This window comes from Allobosea sp. P1_B10, from assembly GCF_056406735.1.
The window spans coordinates 73,711-100,094 of the sequence record NZ_JBFTZP010000011.1 but is presented as its reverse complement, the minus strand read 5'-3'; the positions used below and the strand labels follow the sequence as shown (position 1 = coordinate 100,094).

Annotated in this window: 28 protein-coding genes; 11 read left to right on the top strand and 17 right to left on the bottom strand. The window is 67.2% G+C overall.

Going from position 1 to position 26,384, the window contains the following annotated elements; all coding sequences use genetic code 11:
• Window positions 1–23 precede the first annotated feature (23 nt).
• The 16 genes from metK to hslV all read right to left on the bottom strand — a co-directional run bounded on the left by metK (window position 24) and on the right by hslV (window position 16,079).
• Window positions 24–1,229 carry a methionine adenosyltransferase gene (gene metK, locus AC1D2L_RS20620; protein WP_476847770.1) on the bottom strand — a complete coding sequence of 402 codons (1,206 nt, stop codon included), beginning with the start codon at window positions 1,227–1,229 and terminating at the stop codon, window positions 24–26.
• Between the two features lie 160 nt (window positions 1,230–1,389).
• The gene (locus AC1D2L_RS20615) at window positions 1,390–1,803 is read right to left on the bottom strand and encodes a helix-turn-helix domain-containing protein (RefSeq protein WP_476847769.1); all 414 of its coding nucleotides are present in this window, start codon (window positions 1,801–1,803) and stop codon (window positions 1,390–1,392) included.
• Window positions 1,804–1,929: 126 nt separating this feature from the next.
• Window positions 1,930–3,525 (bottom strand): apolipoprotein N-acyltransferase, encoded by a 1,596-nt coding sequence (gene lnt, locus AC1D2L_RS20610; protein WP_476847768.1) that lies wholly within the window; start codon window positions 3,523–3,525, stop codon window positions 1,930–1,932.
• Window positions 3,525–4,511, bottom strand: a complete 987-nt coding sequence (locus tag AC1D2L_RS20605; protein WP_476847767.1) for a hemolysin family protein — start codon at window positions 4,509–4,511, stop codon at window positions 3,525–3,527. The genes lnt and AC1D2L_RS20605 overlap by 1 nt, the downstream gene beginning before the upstream one ends.
• Window positions 4,508–5,032, bottom strand: coding sequence for an rRNA maturation RNase YbeY (gene ybeY, locus AC1D2L_RS20600; protein ID WP_476847766.1), 525 nt, complete (start codon window positions 5,030–5,032; stop codon window positions 4,508–4,510). The genes AC1D2L_RS20605 and ybeY overlap by 4 nt, the downstream gene beginning before the upstream one ends.
• A gap of 53 nt (window positions 5,033–5,085) precedes the next feature.
• Entirely contained in the window at window positions 5,086–6,165 is a 1,080-nt protein-coding gene (locus AC1D2L_RS20595; RefSeq protein WP_476847783.1) for a PhoH family protein, read from the bottom strand.
• Between the two features lie 270 nt (window positions 6,166–6,435).
• Entirely contained in the window at window positions 6,436–7,791 is a 1,356-nt protein-coding gene (gene miaB / locus AC1D2L_RS20590) for a tRNA (N6-isopentenyl adenosine(37)-C2)-methylthiotransferase MiaB (protein ID WP_476847765.1), read from the bottom strand.
• A 106-nt stretch (window positions 7,792–7,897) separates the two neighbouring features.
• A complete protein-coding gene (locus AC1D2L_RS20585; RefSeq protein WP_476847764.1) occupies window positions 7,898–8,701 on the bottom strand; it encodes a lysophospholipid acyltransferase family protein in 804 nt (267 codons plus the stop codon).
• A gap of 16 nt (window positions 8,702–8,717) precedes the next feature.
• On the bottom strand, window positions 8,718–9,197 hold the full coding sequence (locus AC1D2L_RS20580; RefSeq protein ID WP_476847763.1) for a GNAT family N-acetyltransferase: 480 nt from the start codon (window positions 9,195–9,197) through the stop codon (window positions 8,718–8,720).
• Window positions 9,198–9,326: 129 nt separating this feature from the next.
• Window positions 9,327–10,013: a tRNA (adenosine(37)-N6)-threonylcarbamoyltransferase complex dimerization subunit type 1 TsaB gene (gene tsaB, locus AC1D2L_RS20575; RefSeq protein WP_476847762.1), complete on the bottom strand. Its 687-nt coding sequence runs from the start codon at window positions 10,011–10,013 to the stop codon at window positions 9,327–9,329.
• 16 nt (window positions 10,014–10,029) lie between these two features.
• The gene (locus tag AC1D2L_RS20570; RefSeq protein ID WP_476847761.1) at window positions 10,030–10,590 is read right to left on the bottom strand and encodes a NifU family protein; all 561 of its coding nucleotides are present in this window, start codon (window positions 10,588–10,590) and stop codon (window positions 10,030–10,032) included.
• Between the two features lie 119 nt (window positions 10,591–10,709).
• Window positions 10,710–11,204, bottom strand: coding sequence for a universal stress protein (locus AC1D2L_RS20565; protein ID WP_476847760.1), 495 nt, complete (start codon window positions 11,202–11,204; stop codon window positions 10,710–10,712).
• Between the two features lie 119 nt (window positions 11,205–11,323).
• Entirely contained in the window at window positions 11,324–12,370 is a 1,047-nt protein-coding gene (gene trpS / locus AC1D2L_RS20560; protein WP_476847759.1) for a tryptophan--tRNA ligase, read from the bottom strand.
• A 49-nt stretch (window positions 12,371–12,419) separates the two neighbouring features.
• Window positions 12,420–13,985 carry a murein biosynthesis integral membrane protein MurJ gene (gene murJ, locus AC1D2L_RS20555; protein ID WP_476847758.1) on the bottom strand — a complete coding sequence of 522 codons (1,566 nt, stop codon included), beginning with the start codon at window positions 13,983–13,985 and terminating at the stop codon, window positions 12,420–12,422.
• 136 nt (window positions 13,986–14,121) lie between these two features.
• The gene (gene hslU / locus AC1D2L_RS20550) at window positions 14,122–15,429 is read right to left on the bottom strand and encodes an ATP-dependent protease ATPase subunit HslU (protein ID WP_476847757.1); all 1,308 of its coding nucleotides are present in this window, start codon (window positions 15,427–15,429) and stop codon (window positions 14,122–14,124) included.
• An 83-nt stretch (window positions 15,430–15,512) separates the two neighbouring features.
• A complete protein-coding gene (gene hslV / locus AC1D2L_RS20545) occupies window positions 15,513–16,079 on the bottom strand; it encodes an ATP-dependent protease subunit HslV (RefSeq protein ID WP_476847756.1) in 567 nt (188 codons plus the stop codon).
• 131 nt (window positions 16,080–16,210) lie between these two features.
• Here hslV and hisB point away from each other — a divergent pair, with 131 nt between their 5' ends.
• The 10 genes from hisB (at window position 16,211) to AC1D2L_RS20495 (ending at window position 23,260) form a co-directional block, all read left to right on the top strand.
• Window positions 16,211–16,798, top strand: coding sequence for an imidazoleglycerol-phosphate dehydratase HisB (gene hisB / locus AC1D2L_RS20540; RefSeq protein WP_476847755.1), 588 nt, complete (start codon window positions 16,211–16,213; stop codon window positions 16,796–16,798).
• Window positions 16,798–17,283: a DUF2628 domain-containing protein gene (locus tag AC1D2L_RS20535; RefSeq protein ID WP_476847754.1), complete on the top strand. Its 486-nt coding sequence runs from the start codon at window positions 16,798–16,800 to the stop codon at window positions 17,281–17,283. The genes hisB and AC1D2L_RS20535 overlap by 1 nt, the downstream gene beginning before the upstream one ends.
• Window positions 17,280–17,936: an imidazole glycerol phosphate synthase subunit HisH gene (gene hisH / locus AC1D2L_RS20530; RefSeq protein WP_476847753.1), complete on the top strand. Its 657-nt coding sequence runs from the start codon at window positions 17,280–17,282 to the stop codon at window positions 17,934–17,936. The genes AC1D2L_RS20535 and hisH overlap by 4 nt, the downstream gene beginning before the upstream one ends.
• Window positions 17,924–18,673: a 1-(5-phosphoribosyl)-5-[(5-phosphoribosylamino)methylideneamino]imidazole-4-carboxamide isomerase gene (hisA, locus tag AC1D2L_RS20525; RefSeq protein WP_476847752.1), complete on the top strand. Its 750-nt coding sequence runs from the start codon at window positions 17,924–17,926 to the stop codon at window positions 18,671–18,673. The genes hisH and hisA overlap by 13 nt, the downstream gene beginning before the upstream one ends.
• 1 nt (window position 18,674) lies before the next feature.
• A complete protein-coding gene (gene hisF / locus AC1D2L_RS20520) occupies window positions 18,675–19,439 on the top strand; it encodes an imidazole glycerol phosphate synthase subunit HisF (RefSeq protein ID WP_476847751.1) in 765 nt (254 codons plus the stop codon).
• 46 nt (window positions 19,440–19,485) lie between these two features.
• Window positions 19,486–19,803 carry a phosphoribosyl-ATP diphosphatase gene (locus AC1D2L_RS20515; protein WP_476847782.1) on the top strand — a complete coding sequence of 106 codons (318 nt, stop codon included), beginning with the start codon at window positions 19,486–19,488 and terminating at the stop codon, window positions 19,801–19,803.
• A gap of 52 nt (window positions 19,804–19,855) precedes the next feature.
• Window positions 19,856–20,830: a type I pantothenate kinase gene (coaA, locus tag AC1D2L_RS20510; RefSeq protein ID WP_476847781.1), complete on the top strand. Its 975-nt coding sequence runs from the start codon at window positions 19,856–19,858 to the stop codon at window positions 20,828–20,830.
• Window positions 20,831–20,961: 131 nt separating this feature from the next.
• Window positions 20,962–21,408: a YqaA family protein gene (locus AC1D2L_RS20505; protein WP_476847750.1), complete on the top strand. Its 447-nt coding sequence runs from the start codon at window positions 20,962–20,964 to the stop codon at window positions 21,406–21,408.
• Window positions 21,409–21,483: 75 nt separating this feature from the next.
• Entirely contained in the window at window positions 21,484–21,834 is a 351-nt protein-coding gene (locus AC1D2L_RS20500; protein ID WP_476847749.1) for a RidA family protein, read from the top strand.
• A gap of 31 nt (window positions 21,835–21,865) precedes the next feature.
• Entirely contained in the window at window positions 21,866–23,260 is a 1,395-nt protein-coding gene (locus tag AC1D2L_RS20495) for a hypothetical protein (RefSeq protein ID WP_476847748.1), read from the top strand.
• Window positions 23,261–23,359: 99 nt separating this feature from the next.
• On the opposite strand, the gene AC1D2L_RS20490 is transcribed toward AC1D2L_RS20495, so the two are convergent.
• Complete coding sequence (locus tag AC1D2L_RS20490; RefSeq protein WP_476847747.1) at window positions 23,360–24,511, bottom strand: aminotransferase; 1,152 nt, start codon at window positions 24,509–24,511, stop codon at window positions 23,360–23,362.
• A gap of 349 nt (window positions 24,512–24,860) precedes the next feature.
• Here AC1D2L_RS20490 and AC1D2L_RS20485 point away from each other — a divergent pair, with 349 nt between their 5' ends.
• On the top strand, window positions 24,861–26,339 hold the full coding sequence (locus AC1D2L_RS20485) for a cobyric acid synthase (RefSeq protein WP_476847746.1): 1,479 nt from the start codon (window positions 24,861–24,863) through the stop codon (window positions 26,337–26,339).
• Window positions 26,340–26,384: the final 45 nt, after the last annotated feature.

Sequence of the window (26,384 nt, the reverse complement as noted above, 5' to 3'; positions counted from 1 at the left end):
TCGTCTCGCCCCGGGTGTGAAGCTCAGGCGACGGCCTTCTTCAGCGCGTCGACGAGATCGGTCTTCTCCCAGGAGAAGCTGCCGTCGCGGCCGGGCTTACGGCCGAAATGGCCATAGGCCGCCGACTTCGCATAGATCGCCTTGTTGAGCTGCAGATGCGTGCGGATGCCGCGCGGGGTCAGGTCCATGACCTCGCCCAGGACCGCCTCGAGCTTGGCCTCGTCGACCTTGCCGGTGCCGTGCAGGTCGACATAGATCGAGAGCGGCTTGGCGACGCCGATGGCGTAGGAGAGCTGGATCGTGCAGCGCTCGGCGAGCTTGGCCGCGACCACGTTCTTGGCGAGATAGCGGGCCGCATAGGCCGCCGAACGGTCGACCTTGGTCGGATCCTTGCCCGAGAAGGCGCCGCCGCCATGGGGAGCCGCGCCACCATAGGTGTCGACGATGATCTTGCGGCCGGTCAGGCCGGCATCGCCGTCGGGGCCGCCGATGACGAACTTGCCGGTCGGGTTGACATGCCAGACCGTGTCCTTGCTGATCCAGCCCTCGGGCAGCGTGGCGCGGATATAGGGCTCGACGATCTTGCGGACGTCGGCGGAGGTCAGGCTCTCGTCGATATGCTGGGTCGAGAGCACGATCTGGGTGACGCCGACCGGCTTGCCGTTCTCGTACTTGATCGTGACCTGGCTCTTGGCGTCGGGGCCGAGCTTGGCGGCGCCGCCCTCCTTGGCGTGGCGGGCCTTGCCCAGCACTTCCAGGATCTTGTGGGCGTAGTAGATCGGCGCCGGCATCAGCTCGGGCGTCTCGCGGCAGGCGTAGCCGAACATGATGCCCTGGTCGCCGGCACCTTCATCCTTGTTGCCGCTGGCGTCGACACCCTGGGCGATATCGACCGACTGCGCATGCAGCAGCACGTCGATCTTGCATTTCTTCCAGTGGAAACCGTCCTGCTCGTAGCCGATCGCCTTGATCGTCTTGCGCGCGGCCGACTTGACCTTGCTCTTCATCGTCTTCTCGTCGAGCGAGGTGCGGACCTCGCCGGCGATCACGACGCGGTTGGTCGTCGCCAGGGTCTCACAGGCGACGCGAACCTGGGCCGCATCCATGCCGGACTTGGCGGCTTCCTTGAAGAACAGGTCGACGACGGCGTCGGAAATCTGGTCGCAGATCTTGTCGGGATGGCCTTCGCCGACGGATTCGCTGGTGAACAGGTAATTCTGGCGGGACACGATCGGTTATCCTTCAGCGGCGGGGAGCGCTCTCCGGCGAGAAGGGCCGAGTGCCAGCGCGAAAACGGGCAAGTTCATTACAGCGGACGGATACGACGTCAAGCCTGATTTCCGTTAATCGGGAGCGCCGTTCGTCTTGCCGAACGAAATGATCGCGAAATCACGTGTTTTCGCCATCACCCTCGGCCAGTGCCTCGACCAGGTCGACGATCCGGCGCCGCACGCGCGCGCTCTTGATCCGCACGAAGGCCTTGGTCAGCTGCACGCCCTCGCTGGTGGCGAGGAAGTCCGAGACATAGGCCGTCGAGGCTGAATCGGAGAAGCCGCCGCTTGGCATGTCGCCCGCGGGCGCCCCGTCGAAGAAGAACGCGACCGGCACGTCCAGGATCTTGGAGATTTGCTGCAGGCGGCTGGCGCTGATGCGGTTCGAGCCCTTCTCGTATTTCTGGATCTGCTGGAAGGTCAGGCCGAGGCCTTCGCCGAGTTTCTCCTGACTGACGCCTGCGAGCATGCGGCGCATCCGAACGCGACTTCCGACATGGCGGTCGATCGGGTTGGGAGTTTTCTGGATCATGATCGCCTGCCTTCGATGCTGTCCGCCTTTGAACCTTTTCGGGGTCAATAAGCCAATTATTTCTGTGGAATTGCACAGTTTGGCGGATAACGCCATCCCGGCCAGAAATGAGCCCTTTTTGTGGCTTCAACGACGCCGGAGGTGCGCCAGCGCCAGCATCAGGAGCATCCCGGCCGCCATGATCAGGTCGCCGAACCGGCCATAGGGCGTGATCGGCTGGGCGCGCGGCAATCCGGCATCGAGGACACCTTGCGTGCCCAGGGGCAGGCTTGCGATGACCCGGCCATGCCCGTCGATGACAGCGGAAACTCCGGTATTGGCGACGCGTACGAGCGGCAAGCCCTCCTCGATCGCGCGCAACCGCGCCTGGGCGAGATGCTGGTAGGGCCCGCTCGTCTGGCCGAACCAGCCATCATTGGTCAGGTTCAGCATCAGCCCGGGGCGGGGCCCCTGACCCGGCACGGCCTCGGCTGGAAATATGACCTCGTAACAGATCAGTGGCGCAACCGGCGGCAGGCCGCGAATGGTCATGGGCGCATGCCGGGCGCCGGCCGCGAAGCCGCCGGGCACCGAGACGAATTCGGAGAGTCCGACGCTGCGGATCAGGCTGGCGAAGATCGCCGGCAGATACTCGCCGAAGGGCACGAGATGCACCTTGTCGTAGCTGCCGGTGATGACGCCCTCGTCATTGACGACCTGGATGGCGTTGAAGATCGGCGGACGGCTCTCGCCCGGCAGTCCCTCTCCGGCCCGGGCCGCGCCGGTGATCAGGGTCGTGTTGGCGGGCAGGGCAGCCGCAATGCGTGCCAGCGCCTGCGGGGTGCGTCCGAGCAGGAAGGGGAAGGCCGATTCCGGCCAGATCAGATGGGTGACGTCCTGGACACCCAGCGTCGTCGGGGAAGTGGCCCGGTCGCTCAGCGCGAGATAGCCGTTCAGGATCGCTTCGCCATTGGGCGAGGTGAACTTCGCATCCTGGGGCAGATTAGGCTGCACCAGCCGCAGCTTGACGCCGGCGACGAGGGGCGTCGCTGCCGCCGGGATGCGCCACGCGCCAAATCCAGCCATGACTGCCAGCGCGAGCGCGGCGAGTGCCGGCGCATGCCAGCGCCGACGTCCGGCCTCGCCGGTTCCCAGCGTTGCCGGCGCGGCGCCGATGGCGACCGCGAGCAAGGTCAGCCCGTAGAGGCCGCCGACCGAGGCGAACTGCGCGAACCAGGCCGGTCCGGCCAGCATCATGCCGTAGACGTTCCAGGGAAAGCCGGTCGGCACATGCCCGCGCAGCCACTCGCTGGCGGTCAGAGCCACGGCCAAGACGAGGATGCGTCCCGCGCCGCTCGTCCAGAGCAGGCGCGCGAGCGCAAAGCCCAGCGCCGGGAAGAAGGCAAGGCAGGCGGGCAGGGCGACGACGCCGAGCGGCATGGCCCAGGCGAACTTGTCGGCCTCGACCAGGAATGCCGCTCCCAGCCACCAGAAGCCGGCCAGGAAGAAGCCGAAACCCCACCACCAGCCAGCGGATGCGGCCGCTTTCAAGCGACCATACAGGGTTTCGCCGACACTGCCGTCGATCAGCCAAACCGCGACCGTCATCGGCACCACGATCAGGGGCCACAGGTCGAGCGGTGCGAGCGCGAGCGCTCCGCTGGCGCCGGCCACGAGCGCGATCAGGCGCTTGCGCCATCCCCAGGCGAGGATGACCCCGTCGGCCAGCGTCGACATCTGCATCAGCTGGCTTCCAGTTGCTCTGCGCTGTCTGGCGCGATCGGGCCGCGCCTGTGGATGCTGAGCCGCTTGATCCGGCGCGGGTCGGCCTCGATGATCTCGAAGGCGAGGCCCTCGGGACCTTCTATCACCTCGCCCGGCGCGGGCACGCGGCCTGCCAGCGTCACGATCAGGCCGCCCAGCGTGTCGATCTCCTCGGCGACCTCGGTCTCGGACAGGTCGATCCCCGTTGCGTCCCGGAGATCGTCGAGCGTGGCGCGTGCGTCGGCGGTGAAGCGATCATCGCCGATCGGCACGATCGCGGGCGCCTCGTCGAGATCATGCTCGTCCTCGATGTCGCCGACGACGATCTCGATCAGGTCCTCGATCGAGACCAGCCCATCGGTGCCGCCATACTCGTCGATCACCAGCGCGATATGGGTGCGGGTCGCCTGCATCCGGACCAGCAGGTCCACCGCCGGCATGGAGGGCGGGACATAGAGCACCGGGCGCAAGATCTTGGCAGCCGAGAGGGTGATCTTCAGGTCGACCGCGCCGAGATCGTGCAGCACCGGCGCCGACAAGCCGGCGCCGGGCTCGACATAGCCACGCTCGGCGATGAACTCGAGGAAATCGCGGATGTGGACCATGCCGCGGGGGTCATCGAGCGAATCGTCGAAGACCGGAAGGCGCGAATGGCCTGCCGTGCGGAACAGCGCGAGCAGTTCGTCGAGCGTCGCATCGGCCGGCACGGCGATGATATCGGCGCGCGGCACCATGACGTCGCCGACGCGTCGCTCGCGCAGGCTGAGCACGTTGGAGAGCATCACGCGCTCCTGCGCGCTGAGATCGGACGACTGGCCGTTCTCGCTGTCCTGCGCCAGCGCCTCGGTGATGTCCTCGCGGATGGTTGCGCCGCTGCGCATGCCGAGACGTTCTAGGAATTGCCCGAGCCAGTGCGACAGGCCGCGGCCCGACTCGGTGGGAATAGATCGACTGTCGTCGCTCATGATGCTGAAGGTAACATGGTTCGAGTGGGGGGATTTGCCGCGGCGACGAGGTCGCTGTCGGCATAGGGGTCGGCGATGCCAAGCCTGGCGAGCGCTGCGACTTCGAGGGCTTCCATCTGCTCGGCCTGGGCCTCGGTCTCGTGGTCCTCGCCGAGCAGGTGCAGCAGTCCGTGGATCACGAGATGGCTGAAATGATCGGCCATCGCCTTGTCCTCGGCCATCGCCTCGCGCTCGACCGTCTCGAAGGCGACCACGATGTCGCCGAGAACGGGACTGCCGGCGATCCGGTCGGGCGGCGCTGCCGGGAAGGACAGGACGTTGGTCGCCTTGTCGAAGCCGCGCCAGTCGCGGTTGACGATGCGGATGCGCTTGTCGTCGGTCAGCAGCAGGCTGAGCTCGGCGCCCTCCAGCGGCTTGAGCGTGGCGACGCTGAGCCCGGCTTCGACGGCGTCAGTGATGCGCGCGCGGAAATCGGCCAGCTCGCGCCAGCGCCTTGCCTGTACCCTGATCGCCAGGCTCAAGGCCGGCGACGTCCCCGGTCGCGGCGCTGAACGCCGCGTGGGAGGTCGATCCTTCATCGCGGCCGCTCCCGCGACAGGGTGCGACGCAAGCCTTCGGCGTCGTCTTCGATCGGTGACTGCACGGATGCCTCGATTGCGCGCATGCGCTCTTCACGTTCGTCCCGCTCACGGCGCGACGCGCTCTCATAGGCCATCACGATGCGGCGCACGAGATCATGACGCACGACGTCGCCTTCCTCGAACTTGGCATGGCCGACGCCTTCGACGCCCGAGAGCAGCTTGACCGCCTCGACCAGCCCCGAGCGCTGGCCCGATGGCAGGTCGATCTGCGAGGGGTCGCCGGTGATGATCATGCGCGAGCCCTCGCCAAGGCGGGTCAGGAACATCTTCATCTGCACCGACGTCGCATTCTGCGCCTCGTCGAGCAACACGACAGCATTGGTCAGCGTCCGTCCGCGCATAAAGGCGAGTGGGGCGATCTCGATCATGCCGGTCTGGAGCGCGCGCTCGACATGGCGGGCCTCCATGAAGTCGTTCAGCGCGTCGTAGATCGGACGCAGATACGGATCGACCTTTTCGCGCATGTCGCCGGGCAGGAAGCCGAGGCGCTCGCCGGCCTCGACAGCCGGACGCGACAGAACCATGCGCTCGACGACGCCCTGCTCGATCAGCGAGACCGCATGGCCGACCGCGAGCCAGGTCTTGCCGGTACCGGCCGGACCTTCCGCGAGCACCAGTTCATTGCGCTTGAGCTGGCGCAGATAGGCGTCCTGCGCCGCATTGCGGGCGCGCACAGGGCCGCGCTTGCGCGTGACGATCGCCTCGAAGGAGGCTTTTCCGGCATTGTCGACCGGGAACAGGGAGCGCTGCACATTGCTCTCCTCGATCGCGCCATCGACCTCGCCCAGCGTGACCGATGCGCCGGCCTTGGCGCGGGTGTAGAGCGTCTTGAGCACGCGGCCGGCCTGCTCGGCGGTCTCGCGCGGGCCCTTGATCGTCGCGTGGTTGCCATTGGGGCTGATCACGACGCCGAGCCTGCGCTCGAGATGAGCGAGGTTCTGGTCGTAGTGACCGAACACCAGGCTTGCGAGCCGATTATCCTCGAAGGAGAGCACGACCTCGGTGGCGGGCATCCCGTCGCGCGTCAATGTCTCGACCTGCACCTGCGAGCCGCTCGCATCGCGCCGCGGGCCTCGTTCCGATCTCGGGTTCACCTGGTCAGCCTGTGCCAAAAGCGTCGTCTCCCTGGCGGTTGGGCCGGCCTGACGGGATCGTGAGGCCGGTTCGGCGTCTCATAAACACGACTTGCAACGACTCATCCTGCTCATAACCGGACGCGACCGCTTCACTGTGATGACAGTCGATCCATCCGGAGCCAGAGATGGGGGCGGGAGGGACTGCGCTCAAGCCGCAAGGTCCTTGCCGTCGCCATCATCCGCTATCCGCCCGAAAAGCGAGTTCGAACCGGCCCGCTCGATCACCACCTGCACGGTGTCGCCGATCTGATTCGTCTGCGTCTCGATCTGCACAGCCTGAAGGTAGGGCGTCTTTCCCGCAAGCTGGCCTGGATGGCGGCCCGCCTTCTCCAGCAGCACCGCGACGGTGCGGCCGACCATGGCATGGTTGAAGGCCTGGCGGTGATGCTCGATGCGCTCCTGCAGGCGCAGCAGGCGCTCATGCATCAGCTCGGGCGCAACCTGCGTGCCGAGCTCGGCGGCCGGCGTGCCGGGGCGCGGCGAATACTTGAACGAGTAGCTCGAGGCGAAGCCGATCTCGTCGACCAGCCGCATGGTGTCATCGAAATCGGCGTCGCTCTCGCCGGGGAAACCGACGATAAAGTCCGAGGACAGCGCGATATCGGGCCGTGCGTCGCGGATGCGTGCGATCAGGCGGCGGTATTCGTCGCCAGTATGCTTGCGGTTCATCGCCGCCAGGATCCGGTCCGAGCCGGCCTGTACCGGCAGATGCAGGAACGGCATCACCTGCGGCAGGTCGCGATGGGCCGCGATCAGCGCCTCGTCCATGTCGCGCGGATGGCTCGTGGTGTAGCGGATGCGCGTGATGCCGGGGATCTCGGCGACGCGATACATCAGCTTCGCCAGCGTCCAGACGCCGTCGGGACCCTCGCCATGATAGGCGTTGACGTTCTGGCCAATCAGCGTGACGTCCTGCACGCCCGATGCGGCAAGGCGCTCGACTTCGGCCAGGATCTGCGCCACGGGGCGCGAGAACTCGGCGCCGCGCGTATAGGGCACCACGCAGAAGGCGCAGAACTTGTCGCAGCCTTCCTGAACGGTGACGAAAGCCGAGATGCCGCGCGCGATGATCGCGGCGGGTTTTGGCGCGGGCAGGTAGCCGAACTTGTCGTCGGCGGGCAGGTCGGTGTCGACGACGCGGCCGGTCTGGGCCAGCAGTTCCGGCAGGCGATGATAGGCCTGTGGCCCGACGACGAGGTCGACGGCCGGCTGGCGGCGCTGGATCTCGGCGCCCTCGGCCTGCGCGACGCAGCCGGCGACGACGATCTTGCTGTGCTGGCCGTCGGCGAGTTGCGCGATCTTCAGCTCGCGCAGCTTGCCGAGCTCGGTGTAGACCTTCTGCACGGCGCGATCGCGGATATGGCAGGTGTTGAGCAGGACGAGGTCCGCGCCTTCCGGCGTCGCCGTCTCCTCATAGCCCTGTTCACTCAGGATGTCGGCCATGCGCTGCCCGTCATAGACGTTCATCTGGCAGCCGAAGGACTTGATATGGACTGTCTTCATCGTGGCGGATCGGGTCTCCAAACCGTCTCCTTACTCCCGTTTTCGCTTCGAGGAAATGACCGCCTCATCGCCTTGACGCTGAAGCAATCGCCGGGCCATCCGCGTCTCAGGGCGATGGCCGTCCCGTGATCGCCTCGCGGCGGGCCCGCCGGATCGTGGTTTCCGCCGCTTGCGTCGCGGCCTTGCGCGAGATGCCGTGGCCCATCACGATCGGCTCGCCCCAGCTGAGCACCACGTCGATGGCGCCTGCCGCCATCATCGCCTTCAGATGCGGTGCGAGTTCGGTGTCGCCATACCAGCCGAGCAGGCTGCGCTCGACCCGCCCGCCGGCCATGCCGTGGAAGCCGGTATAGGTTATCGCGAGCGGATAGACGGTGACATCACCGCCGGCCTCCTTGCCGAGGGCCTGATGCGCTGCGCCCAGCAGGGACGAGCGCAAAGGCAGCAGGCGCGTGCCGTCCCCGGTCGTGCCCTCGGCAAACAGCACCACCGCCTCGCCATCGGAGATGCGCGCGCCCATTTCGGCTGCGACACCCGCGGTCGCGGCGCGGCGCTGGCGGTCGATGAAGACGGTGCGCTGCAGTTTTGCCAGCCAGCCGATCACGGGCCAGTCCGCGACTTCGCTCTTGGCGACGAAGGAGAGCGGGCGCTGGGCTCCGATCACCGCGATGTCAAGCCAGGAGACATGGGCGGCGACGATCAGGCCGCCGGCAGCCGGCGGTGGCGGCGTGCCCTGAACCGAGATCCGCACCCCGAAGCAGCGGCAGGTCAGGCGATGGAACAGCCGCGGCAGGCGCGCACCCGCGGCAGGCCCGAAACGCATGGCGACGAGCTGCGCCGGCAGGAGCGCCAGCGTGCAAAGCCCCAACAGGCCGAGCCTGGCAACGGCACCGGGCGGGAAACCCCTCATGCAAGGAAGATCCGGCTCACGCGAGGTCAAGCCGCATCGTCACGGCGGCGACGCGGCTGCCGTCGGGCTTGGGGTAGTAGGCCTTCCGGCGGCCGACCTCGCGAAACCCACAATGGCGGTACAGCTGCTCGGCCGCGAGGTTGCCCTCCTCGACCTCCAGGAAGACATGACGGACACCCGAGGCTGCGAGCTGGCAGAGATGGGCGTGCAGGAGGCTCCGGCCGAGCCCGTCGCGGCGATGCCGGGGATCGACCACGATGCTCAGGATCTCGGCCTCGTCGGCGGCTTTCCGCGAGATCACGAAGCCTGCGGGATCGGTGGCGCTGCCGGCAAACACGCCATCGCTGACGACGGCGGGGTCGGCGATCAGGGCAGCGCACTCGCCGGGCTCCCAGCCGCGCGCGAAACCGCCCTGGTGATGCAGGGCGGCGACATGGCGCGCATGGCGCGTGTCGAGCCGCCCGGTCCGGGCCGGGGCCGATTCAGGTTTCAGCAATTTTCGCAGCCAATCCATCGGCGCTTGATGGCACAGACCGGCCGGGTGGCAAGCGATCTTTCGCGTCCGGCAGGGAGTTGCAGCGGATTTCGGGCAAAACGGATGTCAGATCGAGCGTCAAGGCGAAATTCAGCGCCGTGGCAGCCTCGCGCGATCCTGCGGCGTGGTCTCGGGCGCCTTGAGATAGAGCGGGCGCGGCGGCGCGGCATCGGGGTCGGCGATCATGCCGAGCCGCGCGACCCAGGCCACGTCCGGCGCCCGGGCATCGTCGATCACCAGGGCATCGAGGCCGATAGCCCAGGCTTCGTTGGCGACGCTCAGCGCCGAGGAGCCGACGAGGCTCACCGGTCCGGCGCCGATCGCGCGGGCGGCGTCGCGATAGCTGACCTGTCGCAGCGAGACCAGCGGCTTGCCTTCGGATGTCAGCGCCTGGAACCAGACCTGGCCGTGCTTGGCATCATGCGCCGCAGCGATGACGCGACCGGCCTCGCGGCCGATCAGAGGCGCGGCGCTGGCCGCCAGCGTCGTCACGCCGATCGCTGGGATTCCGGCGGCCAGAGCGATCGCACGTGCTGCGCTGATGCCGACGCGCAGGCCGGTATAGCTGCCGGGGCCGACGGTGACGGCGACGCGGTCGAGCGAGGAGAACCCGCCCTCGACGGCCTTCATGACGCGCTCGATCAGCGGCATCAGCGCCTCGGCATGGCCGCGCTCCATCGCGACCTGCTCGATCGCCAGGGGGGCGGCCATGGCCGTGGCGTCGAGCACGCAGGCCGAGCAGGCGCCCAGGGCCGTATCGATAGCAAGGATCCGCATCAGCTCAGCAACACGCTCAAACCGCCTCGACCTCGCGCACATCTGGCAGGAAGTGGCGCAGCAGGTTCTGGATGCCGTGCTTCAGCGTCGCCGTCGAGGAGGGGCAGCCCGAGCAGGAGCCCTTCATGGCGAGATAGACCGTGCCATCCTTGAAGCCGCGGAAGGTAATGTCGCCGCCATCGCCGGCGACCGCCGGGCGGATGCGGGTTTCCAGCAGGTCCTTGATGGTCTCGACGGTCTGCGCGTCCTCCGGCGCGAAGAACTCGCCCTCCTCGAGGACATCGGCCTTGGAGCCGTCGGACAGGACCGCCGCGCCCGACATGAAATGTTCCATGATCGCGCCGAGGATCGCCGGCTTGATGTGGGACCATTCGACGTCGGACTTGGTCACGGTGATGAAGTCGTAGCCCAGGAAGACACCGGTGACGCCGTTCACGTCGAACAGGCGCTGGGCCAGCGGCGAGCGCTCGGCCTGCTCGGCATCGCGCAATTCGAGCGTGCCCTCGGGCATCACGGTGCGGCCCGGCAGGAACTTCAGCGTCGCCGGGTTGGGTGTGGCTTCAGTCTGGATGAACATGGTCGCTTCTCCGGTGCCGGCGGGTCAAGGCCGCCGTTCCTGCCCTCGATATAGGGCGCGGCGCCGAATCATTCCAGCGCGAAGCCAATGCCGTATCGCGCGGCAAGGGCTGCCAAGGCTTACGCCAGCGCGTCGATTTCCTCGTCCTCGAGATGGCCGGGCACGATCGCGACGGGAATCGGGAAACTCGCGGCCGATTTGCCGGCGAGCGCGCTGACCAGCGGCCCCGGCCCGTCGCGGCCCGAGCCTGCGGCCAGCACCAGCAGCGAGATGTCCTCGTCGGCCTCGATCAGCTTGACCAACTCGGCGGCCTTGTCGCCGGTTCGAACCACGCGTTCGGGCTCGAGCCCGGCCAAGGCGCGCACGGAGGCCGAGGCCGCGTCGATCAGCTTCTCGGCTTCCGCTTCGGCCTCCGCCTGCATGACCTCGCCGACGCCGAGCCAGGTCTCGTGCTCAGGCGGCATGACCACGCCAAGCAGTACGATCGAGGCGCCCAGGCGGGCGCAGCGCCTGGCCGCGAAGCGCACGGCCTTGGCGCATTCGGGTGTATCGTCCACCACCGCGAGAAACTTCGGGCGATGGCCCGTTTCATAGGACCGCCGTCGCTTGACCATGGGATTACCTGTCGCCGCTTCCAGGAATGGGTATGTGGCCCGCGCCGCTACGTCAGCGCAAGAGCCACAGGGTTGTGCCCCCGCCGGCGAAGGCGAGGCGCACTTGCAGGGGGCCGGACTTAGCGCCGGACGAAGCCGACGATGTCCTTGACGTCGGCGATCACGGGCGCCGCGATCGCATGGGCGCGCTCGGCGCCGTCACCGAGGATCGCATCGATATGGCTGGGATCGTCGAGCAGCTTGCGCATCTCGCCCGCGATCGGGGCGAGCTTTGCAACCGCAAGGTCGACCAGCGCCGCCTTGAAACCAGAAAACTGCCCGCCGCCGAATTCGGCCAGAACGGACGCCTTGGTGACGCCGTTCAGGCCGGCATAGATGCCGACGAGGTTTTCGGCCTCGGGCCGGCCTTCCAAGCCCTTTTCCTCGGAGGGCAGGGCCTCCGGGTCGGTCTTGGCCTTGCGGACCTTGGTGGCGATCGTCTCGGCGTCATCGGTCAGGTTGATGCGCGAATAATCCGACGGATCGGATTTCGACATCTTCTTGGTGCCGTCCCGCAGGCTCATCACGCGCGGAGCCGGGCCTTGCGTCATCGGTTCCGGCAACGGGAAGAAGCCGAGGTCGCCAGTGCCGAGATTGCGCTCGGAGATCTGTGCGGCAAAGTCGTTGTTGAACTTCTGCGCGATGTCGCGGGTCAGCTCGAGATGCTGCTTCTGGTCCTCGCCGACGGGCACATGGGTTGCCTTGTAGAGCAGGATGTCGGCCGCCATCAGGCTCGGATAGGCGTAGAGACCGAGCGAGGCGTTCTCCTTGTCCTTGCCGGCCTTCTCCTTGAACTGGGTCATCCGGTTCATCCAGCCCAGCCGCGCGACGCAGTTGCAGATCCAGGCGAGTTCGGCATGGCCCGAAACCTGGCTCTGGTTGAAGATGATGCTCTTCTTGGTGTCGATGCCGGCGGCGATATAGGCGGCCGTGACCTCGCGGATGGCCCGCTTCAGGTCGGCAGGGTCCTGCCACATCGTGATCGCGTGCATGTCGACGACGCAATAGACGCAATCATGCGTGTCCTGCATCGCGACCCAGTTGGTCAGCGCGCCGAGATAGTTGCCGAGATGGAGCGTCGAGGTCGGCTGCATGCCGGAAAAGACGCGCTGGTGAAATCCCGTCATCGGGGCGCTCCGTCGTCGCGAGGGAGAGAAGGAAAGGGGGGCTTCTGGCTCAACCGTGCCGCTTGCGCAAGTAGCGCGGGGCAAAAGCGCCGAGCCACCAGCCCGCCGCGGCGTAGATCGCAAGCCCGCCACCGCACAGCGTCGCCAGCGCCATGATCCGCCACAGCACGGGTTGATCCGGGGCAAGCTGCGCCGCCATGAGCTCGTGCAGGCCCAGCAGCGCGCCCAGCATCAGCGCGCTGGCGATGAGGCCGGCGATCACGGGGCGCAGGCTGGCCAGGCTCGGCCGCCACAACCCGTCGCGCAGAAGCGTGGCGCCCAGCAGCACGGCCTGCGCGAAAAAGCCGAGGCTGGCGGCCAGCGCCGCCATGCGTGCCGCATCGCCCCCATTGGCGAGGAGAAGACCGACGACAACCGCCACGAGTATGGCGACCCCGCCAGACAGCAGCGGCAGGCGCGGCAGCTGGCGGGCGAAATAGACCTGTCCGAAGACCTTTGCGACGACCGCAAAGGGCAGGCCGACTGCGAAAGCCGCAAGCGCCGAGGCCGTGCGCGTCGAATCCTCAGCCCCAAACCGGCCATGCTCGAACAGCACCGAGACGATGGGGCCTGCGAGCACGACGAGCGCAGTCGCTGCCGGCAAAGCGAGCGCCAGCCCCAGTCCCAGCGCCTGGCCCAGCATGGCATCTGCCTTGGCGGTCCCGGCGGCGGCTGCCATGTCGGAGAGGACCACGGTCCCCATCGCCACGCCGACAAAACCGAGCGGCAGCTGGAAGACGCGATCGGCGTAGTAGAGCGCAGCCACCGCTCCGGGTTCGGTGGAGGCGATCTGGGTTGCGACCAGCAGCACGAGTTGCGCGGCAGAGGCGGCCAGCAGCGTGGCGCCGCCGGTCCGCACCAGGCGAGTCATGTCGGCCGACCAGCGCAGGCGCGGCCAGGGCAGGCCGGTTTTGCGCAGCGCCAACAGGATCATCCCGAGATGGGCAAGCCCGGTCAGGCTGACGGCAATGGCCTGGATCTGCGCGGCAGGCGCGGCATCGGTGCCCCGCACGAGCTGGATCAGGAGCACGCCGAGCAGGATCGCATTCATCAGCGCCGGCGCCAGCGCCGCGACCACGAAGCGCCGCTCGGCATTGAGCAGGGCGGCCAGCATCGCCGCCAGCGTCGTCAGCAGCAGGAAGGGCAGCATCAGTCTCGTATAGGTCGCGGCCAGCGCCAGCGTCGCGGGCTCCTCGGCGAAGCCACCGGCAAAGCCGAGCACCAGCCAGGGCGCAAAGAGCTCCCCAAGCCCGACCAGCGCCAGCAGAAGCACCGCCAGCTGGCCGGTCGCCTCGCCGGCGAAGCGTTTTGCCGCATCCTCGCCGCGCTCGGTCTTGATCGCCAGATAGAGCGGCACGAAGGGCGCGTTGAGCCCGCCCTCGCCGAGCACGCGCCGCACGAGGTTGGGCAGTCGCAGTGCCGCAAGAAAAGCATCCGCCACCGGCCCGGCGCCGAGCAGCCTTGCGATCAGCACGTCACGCGCGAAACCGAGCAGACGCGACAGGATCGTGGCCGCGCCGACGAGGAGGGAGTCGCGGGCGAGGCTGGAGGACTCTGGCGCTCGCGTTTCGCTCACAGGCGGCCCCCCGGCCTGCGGTGCATATGCGATGAGCGAGCCACATCGTCATTGCGAGCGAAGCGAAGCAATCCAGCCGTGCGTAGCGCTCTGCCGCTTCTGGATTGCTTCGCTCCGCTCGCGATGACGGGCCGGTTCACAGAATGAATCGGCTCAGATCGGCATTCTTGGCGAGGTCTCCGATGCGCGCTTCGACATAGGCCGCGTCGATCGTGACCGTATCGCCCGAGCGGTCGGGCGCGGTGAACGAGATCTCGTCCAGGATGCGCTCGATCACGGTCTGCAGCCGGCGCGCGCCGATATTCTCGACGGTGGAGTTCACGTCGACGGCGATGCGGGCGATGGCGTCGATCGCGTCGGGCGTGAAGTCGACCGTGACCTCTTCTGTCGCCATCAGCGCCACCGACTGCTTAATCAGGCTCGCCTCCGTCTCGGTCAGGATGCGCTTGAAATCCTCGACATCGAGCGGCTGCAATTCGACGCGGATCGGCAGACGGCCCTGCAGTTCCGGCAGCAGGTCGGACGGCCGCGAGACGTGAAATGCGCCCGAGGCGATGAACAGGATGTGGTCGCTCTTCACCGCGCCATGCTTGGTCGCGACGGTGGTGCCCTCGATCAGCGGCAGCAGGTCGCGCTGCACGCCTTCGCGCGAGACATCGGCGCCGCTCTTGCCCTCGCGCCCGCAGATCTTGTCGATCTCGTCGAGGAAGACGATGCCGTTCTCCTCGACCTCGCGGATGGCGGCCTGGATGATCGCGTCCTGGTCGATCAGCTTGTCGCTCTCCTCTGTCAGCAACGGGCCATAGGCGTCCTTGACCAGCACGCGGCGCGGCTTGCCCTTCTGACCAAAGGCCTTGCCGAACATGTCGCCGAGATTGATAGCGCCGATCGAGGCACCGGGCATGCCGGGAACCTCGAACATCGGCGCGCCGGACCCTTGCGAGGCGATCTCGACCTCGATCTCCTTGTCGTCGAGCTCATTGGCGCGCAGCTTGCGGCGGAAGGAATCGCGGGTTGCGGGGCTCGATGCCGGGCCGACCAGCGCGTCGAGCACGCGCTCCTCGGCGGCCAGATGCGCCTTGGCCTGCACATCCTTGCGCCGGCTCTCGCGCACCAGCCCGATGGCGATCTCGACGAGATCGCGCACGATCGATTCGACATCACGGCCGACATAGCCGACCTCGGTGAACTTGGTCGCCTCGACCTTGAGGAAGGGCGCGTTGGCCAGCTTGGCGAGGCGGCGCGCAATCTCTGTCTTGCCGCAGCCGGTGGGCCCGATCATCAGGATGTTTTTGGGCGAAACCTCCTCGCGCAGCGGCCCTTCGAGCTGCTGCCGGCGCCAGCGATTGCGCAGCGCGATGGCCACCGCGCGCTTGGCGTCGTGCTGGCCGACGATAAAGCGATCGAGTTCCGAGACGATTTCGCGAGGCGAGAAACTGGTCATGTCTGACGATTATCCGTGTCGAGATAGGCAAATTGAGGGTCTCAAGGCGCTGAAGGCAGCCCGCTCGCGTCCGGCGCCGGCGCTCACGCCTCCAGCGCCTCGATGACGAGACTGTGGTTGGTGTAGACGCAGATGTCGCCGGCGATCTTCATCGCCTTGCGCACGATCGCCTCGGGATCGCTTTCGATATCGATCAGCGCGCGCGCCGCCGACAGCGCATAATTTCCGCCCGAGCCGATCGCCATCACGGCGCCATGCTCGCTCGCTTCCGGCTCCAGCACGTCGCCGGTGCCGGAGATCAGCAGCGAGACCTCCTTGTCGGCGACCAGCAGCATGGCTTCGAGCCGGCGCAGATAGCGATCGGTGCGCCAGTCCTTGGCGAGCTCGACGCAGGCGCGCAGCAATTGCGTCGGATATTGCTCGAGCTTGGTCTCGAGCCGCTCGAACAGCGTGAAAGCGTCGGCGGTAGCGCCGGCGAAGCCCGCGATCACCGCGCCCTTGGCGAGGCGGCGCACCTTCTTGGCGTTGCCCTTCATGATGGTGGGACCGAGCGAGACCTGGCCGTCGCCGCCGATCACGACCTTTCCGCCCTTGCGCACCATCAGGATGGTGGTGGCGTGCATCAGGGGGGCGTTGCTGGCGTTGTCCATAGTCTCGTCTTCCGCTTCGTCTGCTGTGGCGCCAGATGTAAGTCTTTTCTGGCGTCGCACAATCGCGCGGGTGGCGTGAGTGTCAACGCGCTGCTAAAGCACGCGCAAATCTGGCTTCGGAAGGGTTTTCCATGCGTTCGGGCGAAGTGAAGCGCCGCACCAACGAGACCGACATCGCGGTCTCGGTGAATCTCGACGGTACCGGCAAGGCGGATATCGCCAGCGGCGTCGGCTTCTTCGACCATATGCTCGACCTGCTGGCGCGCCACGCGCTGATCGACCTCACCGTCACGGTGAAGGGCGACACCCATATCGACGACCACCATTCGGTCGAGGATGCCGGTATCGCGCTGGGCGAGGCTCTCAAGCAGGCGCTCGGCGACAAGAAGGGCATCCGCCGCTACGCCGACGTGCATCTGCCGATGGACGAGACGCTGACGCGCGTCGCCGTCGATGTCTCCGGCCGGCCTTTCCTGGTCTTCCGCACCGAGTTCAAGGCGCAGAAGATCGGCACCTTCGACACCGAGCTCGTGCGCGAGTTCTTCCAGGCCTTTGCGATGAATGCCGGCATCACGCTGCACGTCGAGACACTCTACGGCGACAATGCCCACCATATCGCCGAGAGCTGCTTCAAGGGGTTGGCGCGCGCGCTGCGCATCGCGCTCGAGGTCGATCCGCGCGAGGGGGGCCGCGTGCCATCCACCAAGGGCGCGCTCTGATGGCGTTCTACACGGTGATGATCCCGCCGCCGGGTTCGGGCGGCCAGCGCGAGGAGATCGAGCGGGCGAGACTCCTGCCCGAGCGCTTCAACTGGGCCGCCTTCGTCTTCAGCGGCCTCTGGCTGCTCGGCAAGCGGCTCTGGCTCGCGACCTTGATCTTCGCGCTGCTCTGGGCCGCGCTGCTTTATGCGCAGCGCAACTTTGCCATGACGGGCAGCGCACTGCTGCTGGCGCATTGGACGATAAGTCTGTTCCTGGGTCTGGAAGGCCACAATCTCGTCGTGCGAAAGCTTGCCCGGCAGGGCTGGCGGATGGCCGATGTCGTCGAGGCCCGTGACCTGCCCGAGGCCGAGCGGCGCTATTTCGAACGCGCATTGGCCAATGAGGCAGCGCCGCCGCGCCGCGAAGCGTTGCCCCCCATGCGACCGCTGACCAACGCCCCGGCGCCGATCATCGGTCTCTTTCCGGAGGCCCTGGGACGATGAGCCAGACCGTCGCCATCATCGATTACGGCTCCGGCAACCTGCACTCCGCCGCAAAGGCCTTCGAGCGTGCCGCCGCCGAGAGCGGCATCGCCTCGACGATCCGCGTCACCAGCGACACCGCAGTCGTGCGCAATGCCGACCGCATCGTGCTGCCCGGCGTCGGCGCCTTCGCCGATTGCCGTCGCGGGCTCGATGCCGTGCCGGGCATGGTCGAGACCCTGGAAGAGGTCGTGCACCAGAAGCAGCGGCCCTTTCTGGGCATCTGCGTCGGCATGCAGTTGTTGGCCTCGCGCGGGCTCGAATACACCGTGACGCAGGGGCTCGGATGGATCCCCGGCGACGTCACATTGATCGTCCCCGACGACCAGAGCCTGAAAATCCCGCATATGGGCTGGAACGTGCTGCACAAGCAGGACGAACACCCGCTGCTAGACGGCATCGAAACGGGTCCGCAGGGTCTGCACGCCTATTTCGTGCATTCCTATGCGCTGGTCGCCGAGCGTGCGCAGGACGTGCTCGCGCTGACCGACCATGGCGGCCCCGTCACCGCGATGGTCGCGCATGGCAACATCGCCGGCACGCAGTTCCACCCCGAGAAGAGCCAAAAACTCGGCCTGAAGCTGATCGCAAATTTCCTGGGTTGGACGCCGTGATCCTGTTTCCTGCAATCGATCTCAAGAACGGCCAGTGCGTGCGCCTGAAGCAGGGCGACATGGACCGGGCGACGATCTTCAATGACGATCCCGCAGCGCAGGGCGCGGCCTTCGAGGCCCAGGGCTTCCACTGGCTGCACGTCGTCGATCTCGACGGCGCCTTTGCCGGCAAGCCGATGAATGCGGCGGCGGTCGAGGCCATCCTGAAGCGCGTGAGCTTCCCCGTGCAGCTCGGCGGCGGCATCCGTGACATGGCGACCGTCGAGGGCTGGCTCTCGAAGGGTATCAGCCGCGTCATCATCGGTACGGCGGCCGTGCGCGATCCCGGCTTCGTGCGCGAGGCGGCAAAGGCGTTTCCGGGCAAAGTGGCGGTCGGCATCGATGCGCGTGACGGCTTTGTCGCGGTCGAGGGCTGGGCCGAAACCTCTGCGCTCGCCGCCGACGATCTCGGGCGCCGCTTCGAGGATGCCGGCGTGTCGGCGATCGTCTACACCGACATCGCCCGCGACGGCATGCTCCAGGGCATCAACTGGGAGGGCACGATCGCGCTGGCGAACGCGCTGACCATCCCCGTGATTGCCTCGGGCGGGCTGGCCTCGATGGCCGATATCGAGCGGCTCTGCGCACCCGATGCCGCCATCCTCGAAGGCGCGATCACCGGTCGCGCCCTCTATGATGGCCGTATCGATCCCGCCACGGCGCTGGCGCGCATCGCCGAGGCCACGAAGGGACTGTGACATGACCCTGAAGACACGCATCATTCCCTGCCTCGACGTGAAGGACGGCCGTGTTGTCAAGGGCGTCAATTTCGTCGACCTCGTCGATGCCGGCGATCCCGTCGAGATCGCCAAGGCCTATGACGCAGCCGGTGCCGACGAGCTCTGCTTCCTCGACATCACCGCCAGCAGCGAGGACCGCGGCATCCTGTTCGATGTCGTGACCCGCACGGCGGAAGCCTGCTTCATGCCGCTGACGGTCGGCGGTGGCGTGCGCAATGTCGACGACATCCGCAACCTCCTGCTCGCCGGCGCCGACAAGGCCTCGATCATGACGGCAGCCGTGCATCGCCGCGAATTCGTCCGCGAGGCCGCCGAAAAATTCGGGGCGCAGTGCATCGTGGTGGCGATCGACGCCAAGCAGGTCTCGCCCGGCCGCTGGGAAGTCTTCACCCATGGCGGGCGCAACCCGACCGGGCTCGATGCTGTCGACTATGCCCGCGAGGTCGTCAGCCTCGGGGCGGGCGAGATCCTGCTGACCTCGATGGACCGCGACGGCGCCAAGATCGGCTTCGACCTCGACCTGACCCGCCGCGTCTCCGACGCGGTCGCGGTGCCGGTGATTGCCTCGGGCGGGGTCGGCACGCTCGACCATCTCGTCGAGGGCGTCACGGAGGGGCGCGCCAGCGCCGTGCTCGCCGCCTCGATCTTCCATTTCGGCACCTACACCATTCCGCAGGCCAAGGCCCATATGGCGGCGGCCGGCATCCCGATGCGATTGGATTGAGGCGATGACGGTCAGCCTCTCGCGAGATAACTCCACGGAACCCCCCATGGCCTTCACACTGACCGATCTCGAAGCCATTGTCGCCGAGCGTGCAAAAGCCTCGCCCGATGAATCCTGGACGGCCAAGCTGATCGCGGCCGGGCCCGAGCGCGCTGCGAAAAAGCTCGGCGAGGAGGCCGTGGAGGCCGTCATCGCGGCTGTGACGGGCGACCGGGACGAGCTGATCGCCGAAAGCGCCGATCTGCTTTATCATCTGCTGGTTGTGCTGAAATCGCGCGATGTTGCATTGCAAGACGTGTTGAGCCAGCTTGAGGCCCGCACCGCGCGTTCCGGATTGACCGAGAAGGCGTCGAGGACCCCGTGAAGTCGAGGATTGTGGCGCGTTGAACCTCGAAGCCTGGAATGCGGGTGGCCTCATGGACCAGCGTCCGATCCCCGCCCCTGCCGATCCCGATCTGGGCTCGCCCTATCGCAGCTTTTCGCGTGACGAGTGGGCGCATCTGCGTGCCGACACGCCGCTGACCCTGTCGGTCGACGACCTCACCAAGCTGCAATCGATCAATGATCCGATCTCGCTCGACGAGATCGTGGCGATCTATCTGCCGCTCTCGCGCCTGCTTTCGCTCTACGTCGCCGCGACGCAAGGGCTGTTCAAGGCGACCCAACGCTTCCTGCTGGCCGAGGCCGAGGTCAAGGTCCCCTACATCATCGGGGTCGCAGGCTCGGTCGCTGTCGGCAAGTCGACCACGGCGCGCGTGCTCAAGGCGCTGCTGTCGCGCTGGCCCAACACGCCAAAAGTCGAGCTCGTCACCACCGACGGCTTCCTCCTGCCCAACGCCGAGCTCGAGCGGCGCGGCTTGATGCAGCGCAAGGGTTTTCCCGAGAGCTATGACGGGGCGGCGATCCTGCGCTTCCTCTCGGATGTGAAGGCCGGCAAGAAGGCCGTTTCCGCGCCGGTCTATTCGCATCTCGTCTATGACGTCGTGCCCGATGAGCAGGTGACCGTCGAGCGCCCCGACATCCTGATCCTTGAGGGCCTCAACGTCCTGCAGCCGAGCCGGATGCCCAAGGACGGCACGGTCATACCCTTCGTCTCGGATTATTTCGACTTCTCGGTCTATCTCGATGCCGACCAGAACGATCTGCACCGCTGGTACGTCAACCGCTTCATGACCCTGCGCCAGACCGCCTTCCGCGATCCGCGCTCGTTTTTCCGGAAGTATGCGGAGATCGGCGAGGAGGAGGCACTCTCCATCGCCGAGAACCTCTGGACCGGGATCAACCTGCCCAATCTCCAGGACAACATCCTGCCCACCCGCCAACGCGCCAGCCTGATCCTGACCAAGGGCGCCAGCCATCGCATCCAGCAGGTCGCGCTGCGGCGGCTGTGATGCCTCACGGGCCGCAACTTTCTCGTCATTGCGAGCGCAGCGAAGCAATCCAGGCCGTCGGTTTCGAAGCCGACTGGATTGCTTCGCTGCGCTCGCAATGACGCCCCCTTTCCCGGTCGGCGGCTGAAGCTATGGAGGCGCTCGCTTCGCTTGCCGGCATGGCGGCCGCCGCCTTCGTCGCGGCCACCCTGCTTCCGGCGCAGTCAGAGGCGGTTTTCGTCGGGCTGCTGGCGGCGCGCACTGTCGATCCGCTGGCGCTCTTCCTCGTCGCGTGTTTGGCCAATACCGTAGGCTCTGTTCTCAACTGGTGGCTCGGGAGCGTCATCGCGCGCGGCGGCATCGAGCGCCTCCCGCAGCGCCTGCGGCCCGATCCGGCTGGGCTGGAGAAGGCGCAGCGCCTGTTCGCCCGCTATGGCTGGCCCTCCCTGCTCCTCGCCTGGCTGCCGATCGTGGGCGACCCCCTGACCTTCGTCGCCGGCACGCTGAATTATCCGCTCGGGCGCTTCGTTCTGCTCGTATTCATCGGCAAGGCCGCACGCTATGGAGCGCTGTGGGCGGGTTGGACCGCGCTTGGCTGAATGCGACTGCCATAACGTTTGCGAAAGCGCCGCGCTCGGGCTACCAGCAGGCGCCCTTCTTCAGGAGACAAGAGCATGAGCATCCAGCGTATCGGCGTCGGCCCCCGCATGTCCAAGGCCGTCGTTCACGGCGATACCGTCTATCTCGCTGGTCAGGTTGCCGATAAGGCAGCCGGCAAGAGCGTCGCCGATCAGACCGCCGACATTCTCGGCATCATCGACGGCCTGCTGGCCGAGGCCGGCACCGACAAGACCAAGCTGCTGATGGTCAACATCTGGCTCTCCGACATGTCGACCTTCGCCGAGATGAACGGCGTCTGGGACAAGTGGATCGTCGCCGGCGCAACCCCGGGCCGCGCCACCGTCGAGGCCAAGCTGGCCGCGCCGCAGTTCACGGTCGAGATCGCGGTCATCGCCGCCAAGTAATCGACCCTTCGGGTCGCACCGGGAGGCCGCCTTGACCAATCCCGACAAGCTCGCGGCTATCCTGGCGCGCGTGGCGAAATTGCGCGGCGTTCCGCCTGTCGCGATGCTCGCCATGGTCGCCACCATCCTGAAGGGGCCGGCTCAACCGGCCCCTGAAACCCTCGAACGCCTGTTTGGCCGCAAGGCTGATGATTTTATCGCGCTCCGGGCGCGGCTCTCGCAGCCGGTTGCCGACCAGGCCGTGGCGCGCTGGCGCGCGACGGCAGCCCAGGCCCTCGAGGCCGGGCAGTTTGCCGACATCGACAAGGCTCTGGCCCAGGCCGAACTGCAGATGCTCGGCGGGGTCTCCGATCTCGGCGCGATGACGGCACAGCGCCGTCTTCTGGCTGGCGAGGCCCGGGCCGATCGCGCCGCCACGAGCCTGCTCGACCTGACCGCTCCCTCCTATCGCGAGGCTGCCAAGCGCTTCGGCGAAGCGGCCGCCATCATCGGCCTCGCCGACGCCGAGCGCAGCCACGCGCTCGCACTGGGCCAGGCGCAGGCCCTGTCACGCCTCGGCGAGGACCTCGCGGACGCCACGGGTTACGAGGCCGCGATCGCGCAGTTGCGCGCTCTGCTGAGCGGGCTCGACAATTTCGACGACACCATGCGCTGGGCTGCGACGCAAAAGCGGCTCGCTTCGGCCTTGTCGGGCCTGTACCGGCTCGACGGCCAGGTCGCCCGTCTCGAGGAGGCCGCCTCCTGCTGCCGGACTGCCCTCGAGGACCTGCGCAAGACGCACGACGCCGCGCTGTGGGCGAGGCTGCAGCGTGGGCTCGGCGTTGCCGCGCTTGAACTCGGCGAGAGGCCCGGCGCTGATATCGGCCTGGTCGAGGAGGCGGTCGAGGCCCTGCAGGCCGCAATCAGCGCCTCCGATCGGGCTCGGGATCCACAGGGCTGGGCGAGGCTCCATTACGATCTCGGTCGCGCGCAGGCGGCGCTGGGCCGCCGCACCGCAGGCATGGCCACGCTCGAGGCCGCCTTCAACGGTTTTCAGTCGGCGCTCGAAATCTGGACGCGCGAAAGCGACGGCGAAAGCTGGTCGGATATCCAGGACCGCATGGGCCAGGTCCTCGCCGCCATGGGCGAGCGCTACAGTGAGCCGGTCGTACTCGAGGAGGCGGTGGCTGCCTTCGGTCGGGCGCTGGAGGAGCGGCAGCGCGACACCGCGCCTCTGCTATGGGCGGCAAGCTCGGCCAACCAGGGCCTGACCACCATGAAGCTGGCTCAGCGCCAGAAGGATCTCGGCCTTGCGCAGCAGGCGCTCGCGCAGATCATGACGGCGGTCGAGGCCATGCGCAGTGCCGGCTTCTCCGCCAATGCAGCCGAACTCCAGAAAAAGCTGCTCGAGGCCGGCGCGCTCGCCGAGACGCTGCGGAAGCGCTGAAGCACGGCCCATACCGGCCTAACCCGCCATGATCCCCGGATCTCCCGTCGGTCGCCCGTGGCCACGGCGTTTGTGGATCAGGCGGCCAGAACGCGGTCCTCAGCCCGCGCGCTTCCAGTCGGCCAGCCGCTCCAGTGCCGCGTCCAATGTCGCGTCGTGCTTGGCGAAGCAGAAGCGCACCACCGTCTTGACGGCGCCCTCGGCATAGAAGGCGCTGACGGGGATCGCGGCGACGCCGTTTCGCGTCACGAGGCGCTGGCAGAAATCGACGTCGTCGCTCTCGCCCAGCGCGGAAATGTCGACGTTGAGGAAATAGGTCCCGACGCTGGGTAGCACAGCGAAGCCGAGCCCCTTCAGCCCGTCGGCGAAGCGGTCGCGCGAGCGCTGGAAGTCGCTGCGCATGCCCTCGAAATAGCTGTCGTCCTTGCCCAGCCCATAGGCCACGGCGGCCTGCAGGTTCGGCGGCGTGGTGAAGGTGATGTACTGGTGCGCCTTGGCCAGCACCTTCATCAGCGAGGGCGCGGCCATCACCAGCCCGACCTTCCAGCCGGTCAGCGAGAAGATCTTTCCGGCCGACGAGATTTTGACGGTGCGTTCGCGCATGCCGGGCCGCGACAGCATCGACTGGTGCCGGCGGCCGTCGAACACGACATGCTCCCAGACCTCGTCGCAGATCGCCACGGCATCGTGCTTGATGCAGAACGACGCGAGCAGGTCGAGATCGGCCTCGCTGAAGATCGTCGCCGTCGGGTTCAGCGGATTGTTGAACAGCACCACCCGCGTCTTCGGCGAGAATGCCTTCGCCAGTGCCTCCTCGGTCAGGCCGAAGGCGGGCGGGGTCAGCGTCACGAATTTCGGGATGCCGCCGGCCCGGCGCACGAGCGGCACATAGGCGTCATACATCGGCTCGAACAGCACGACCTCGTCGCCGGGCGTGATCAGCGCCATCAAGGCGCCGGCGATCGCCTCGGTCGCGCCCGACGTCACCATCACCTCGCTCTCGGGATCGAGGTCGAGCTCCTGCCAGTATTTGTAATGCGCTGCGGTAGCCTGGCGCAGTTCGGGCAGGCCCATCATCGGAGGGTATTGGTTCCAGCCATTCACGACCGCGTCGGCGGCCTTCTGGCGGACATCGAGGGGGCCGGGATCGTCGGGAAAGCCCTGGCCCAGATTGACGGCGCCGGTCTCGCGGGCAAGCCGCGACATCACCTCGAAAACGCTGGTCTGCAATGCGGAGAAGATCGGGTTCATCGGGCCGGCATCGGTTGGAAGCGGGAGCAGGGCAGTCGATCTACCACGCGAGGCCGCTCGGCGCATCCTGGGCCCACCGCAAAATCGATCCGTCAAAATATGATATGACGAATGTTGACAATCATCAGCGTTCAATGTTTATCTGCATTTGCCGGTTCACGACGGGCCCCTGCAGCGGCTTCGCCCCTTTGACGTTGCGGGAAATTGGCGTGAACCGGTGACCCTCCTCACAATTTCGGTCTGCGAGCCGCCTCGGTGCCCCTGTCCTGAGGAGCCGTAGCGGCCCGAAGCCTGATGGGCGAGTTGGTCTCCGGTTGCCGCGATTGCGGCGCCCGCCTAAGCAGGCTCCATGGCCGCGACCCGCACCCCCGCCGTGATGATCCTTGGCACCGGCTCGAATGTCGGAAAGTCCCTGATCGTCGCAGGGCTGTGCCGGCTCTTTTCCGATCGCGGCCTCAAGGTCGCGCCGTTCAAACCCCAGAACATGTCCAACAACGCCGCCGCCACCAGCGGGGGCGAGATCGGTCGCGCCCAGGCCTTGCAGGCGCGTGCCGCCCGGATCGCCGCGCATGTCGACATGAACCCGGTCTTGCTTAAGCCTGAAAGCGATACCGGCAGCCAGATCATCCTGCAGGGTCGCGTCGCCGGGCATCTCTCCTCGGGCGATTTCACCCGGCGCGGCGATTTTCTGCCGCAGGTGCTCGAAAGTTTTTCGCGGCTGGGCGCAGCGTCGGATCTCGTCATCGTCGAGGGCGCGGGCTCTCCGGCCGAGACCAATCTGCGCGCCCGCGATATCGCCAATCTCGGCTTCGCCCGGGCCGCGAACGTGCCGGCAATCCTCGTCGGCGACATCGATCGCGGCGGGGTCATCGCCAGCATGGTCGGCACCCATGCGGTGCTGGACGCGGCCGACCGCGCGATGATCCGCGCCTTTGCGATCAACCGCTTTCGCGGCGAGGCGAAGCTGTTTGCCGCCGGAATGGAGACCATCCACGCCGCCACAGGCTGGACAGGCCTCGGAATCGTGCCCTGGTTTGCCGCCGCGGCCCGGCTCCCTGCCGAGGACGGCCTCGACCTCCATGCGATCCCGCGCCGGGCAGACGCAGCGCTGAAGATCGCGGTGCCGATCCTGCCCGGCATCGCCAATTTCGACGACCTCGACCCGTTGAAGCTCGAACCGTCTATCGATCTCGCGATGATTCCGCCGGGGCAGGCGCTTCCGGGCAATGCCGATCTCGTCATCCTGCCGGGCTCGAAAACCACCCTGCGCGATCTCGCTGCCCTGCGCCGCGAGGGCTGGGACATCGATATCGCGGCCCATCGCCGGCGCGGCGGGCATGTGCTGGGACTGTGCGGGGGCTATCAGATGCTGGGGCGGGTGGTGCGCGATCCGCTCGGGCTCGAGGGCCCGCCCGGCGAGGCGCCGGGGCTCGGCCTGCTCGATGTCGAGACTACGCTTGACGCGACCAAGACGGTGCGCGAGGTCGCCTTCTCGCATACCGGTAGCGCGACAGCCGGGAAGGCCTACGAGATCCATCTCGGTCGCAGCGAAGGCCTCGACACTGCCCGTGCGCCGTTCCGGATCGCCGACCGCGCCGAAGGGGCCGCCAGCGCCGATGGCCGCGTCGTCGGGACTTATCTGCATGGGGTCTTCACATCGGATCAGGTCCGGGCCGCGCTGCTCGGCGCGATCGGCCAGGTCACGGCCTCTACGCTCGCCTATGAGAGCGAGATCGAGGCGACGCTCGATGCGCTCGCGGCCCATCTCGAGACGCATCTCGATGTCGATGCGATCCTGAATCTGGCTCGGGGCGCCGCTGCGCGATGAATCAGCCGAAGCTGGACCAAGGTTAGTTCCAGTTGGGTCTTTGAT